We start from the raw sequence: 2,841 nt of genomic DNA on the forward strand, positions 1-2,841 counted from the left end.
TGAATAAAAATCAATTTTGACAGGCCCGATTAGTCCCGAATTTGTTCGCCCAACATATTGCGAAATTGTGTTTAGGTAATGGTTACCCAGCGTATTATATACAAGAATCTCAATTTTATTATCTCCTGAAGTCAATTTCCCTGAAAGATCGAAAGTCCATGGAGAAGTCACCTTTGTACCAATTGCTTTTCCATTTACAAAAACTTCAGCTGTCGCAACAACTTTGCCCAGATCAAAAAGAATTTGGGCCGCCTTTGCCTGTTCTTCAGTAATCTTGATCGATTTTCTATACCACATGCCCCCGGAATATGTTTTTAGTGATTCATTTTCGCCCAGATCTCCCAAACAGATTACTCCTTTTCCACACTCAAAAACAACTGGTTCAGGAAGTGCCGAACCGCCAAAAAAACCTGGAAGTTGTTCTATTTTTAGCGCTACTGAAGCCGATTCCGTCAAGTTATCAGGCAATGTCACTTTCCATGTCTGGAGATTTGAATCTGCTATTCTTCCGGCTTCCAGTTTTCCAAGCTCGCACAAATACTTCTTCCCTGCTACCCAAACTTCTGGTTTGGCTTTTGATGTAACATAAACGGCACGGGTACCGGGAGGCGACATAAACTGGTACCAACCAAATAGATCTTTTGCATTGGGCCTGAAATTATAAGAAAGTACAGCCGGATTCAGATACCAATTGGTTGCCAGAGGAACCGATTGCTTCCATGTTGAATCAGCCAGATTACTCCTAAAAACAAGAACACCACGCCCAATATTGCTATATTTTAGCAACACGGGGTTGTATCCTTCATTTAGTTCAACGAAATCTTTCCCCTTGGTTATCAGCTTATGATTGACATAAATTCGTTGAGGGACAAGTCCTGATTGAATAATCTTCGACTGCAATTTTTTGGGCGAGGAAACTGCCGACCATAAATAGTAAACTGTACCTTCGGCTTCAGGTTTTAATGGATAAATTGGACGGGCTACCCAGGTCGAACGGTCAATACTGCCTAATGAAATATTTTCATCATTTATGAAACCTTTCAATCCATGGTAGCCCTGATGCCCGGCATCATCCTTTAAACCCCAGCGCCACGAAAATTCGTAAGGTTTCCAATAGTATTTTTTGCCATTCAGTTCAACGGGCTCATCGGGGTTGATTTGCTTCAACGAAGACAGTTTTGCTTCAACCAAAGCCGAATCCAGATTATTGGGCAATGGCCCTAATTTCCAGAATTCAGGCCCATATCCAACAGTTGCACTTGCCCATTGACTATCGTCGGATTGTGGATTTTGGCCCTGTCCTGCGTTCTTTTCTTCAGCAAATTTCATTTTCCAGACTTCAACTCCCAGTTTTCCATCGAAAGCGGGTAAACGATAGTCTCCAAAATGGTTATCGAGTGTTGGTTTCAGTTCAAATTCCCATTTATTATCAATCGTCAAGGTGCTTATTTTTTCGGAAGACGCGGAAGTCAGTTTCTCTATTTCAGGTTTTCCTGGGCTGAAGACGATAAGTTGAGGTTCACTTTTTTCCAATGGTAGTGCTATCGTCGTTCCTAACTTAGAGGTTGAGCTTACTTTTAATGGTTTTGTTGATCCATCCCATGGATTCCATATCTCAACCTTTCCGCTGGCCCTGAAGAAACAGGATGTTCCCTTGGGCAAACCGTACACGAAATACAAATCACGGTTGCCTGCATGGCGATGAAGTATTCCAGGAATAATATTCCCCGTTAAAACTTTAAAATCGGGTTGAATTAAATTGCCAATGATCTTTTTGGCTTCTAGTGGATTGCTAATAAACAATCCTGTTCCACCAGATTTACTTTTTTTAGAATAAACCACCGTAGTGTCGTGCTTTTCAGAAAACGTTGTACCAAACATTTCCCTGATCTTCGACTGCAATAATTCATCATCTCCGCCTACCCGGTCGCTTGCCGCTGGCAATGAACCAATGGCCAGAACAATGCCTCCGCTCCGAAAAAATTCGAGTGCTTTTTCAATGGTCGAATACTTTACTGCCGACAAGCCCGGGAGTATCAAAACTTTATATTTTTCTCCGCTTACCTGAAGTTCATTTCTATCGATGCGACTGCGATTGAGCGATTCAAAATCCATAAAATCAAAATCAATTCCGGCTGGATAAAGATCATTGGCAAGCGTAAATGCTGTTTTTGTGAGGTCTTTACCATTCAGGCTGGCTACCACGGGTGCAACAGGATAAATCATGGCCACATCGCAACAATGAACTCCCTGGGATAAAACATAGCTCAACCTTTCCGAACATTTCAAAAAATCGCCCATATTGGCCCAGTAGGGCTGGCGCCAGTGGTTATCGGGGGCAGCCCACTCCCACATGCTTCCGTGGGTTGAATAGTATAATCCATGCAGACTAAGCAAATTGTGCCCCATTGCAAAATCTGTGAAAGTGGCATCAGCCACTTCTTCGCTGCTGGTTCCCCAACCACTGCCATAGTATCCCTCCAGCCAAGTTCTTGGACGTTCGTAAAGGTGTGAAATTGAGCTTGCCACTTTTGCTTTTACAATGTCTTTGCCCAATCCTGGCTGATCACAACCAGGGCCCGACATCCAACGCTGAGTGCGAAAATAATCTCCAAATTCGGTAACATCACGTCCTCGTCCGCCATGGTCGCAGCCAAATAACATACCTCTGCTCGTGTGCCAATTGTAAACGGGCTTAAAAAAACCTTCTTCAGACAGTGCAACCATCACATCATTGTAATCAAGCCGGATTTTGCCTGATCGCGGGCTGAGATCAATAAAAAGATGAGGCAGTTCCGGCAAGATGTCGTACCCTTTTCGTGCTTTGAACTCCGATGCAAA

General features: G+C 43.3%; 1 protein-coding gene. It reads right to left on the minus strand.

Features of this window, described 5'->3' with window-relative positions:
* Positions 1–2,841 (minus strand): glycosyl hydrolase (locus tag Q8907_15540; protein ID MDP4275684.1); only part of this gene is annotated, 2,841 nt, incomplete at both ends.

The sequence above is a fragment of the Bacteroidota bacterium genome (assembly GCA_030706565.1).
GTDB lineage: Bacteria > Bacteroidota > Bacteroidia > Bacteroidales > JAUZOH01 > JAUZOH01.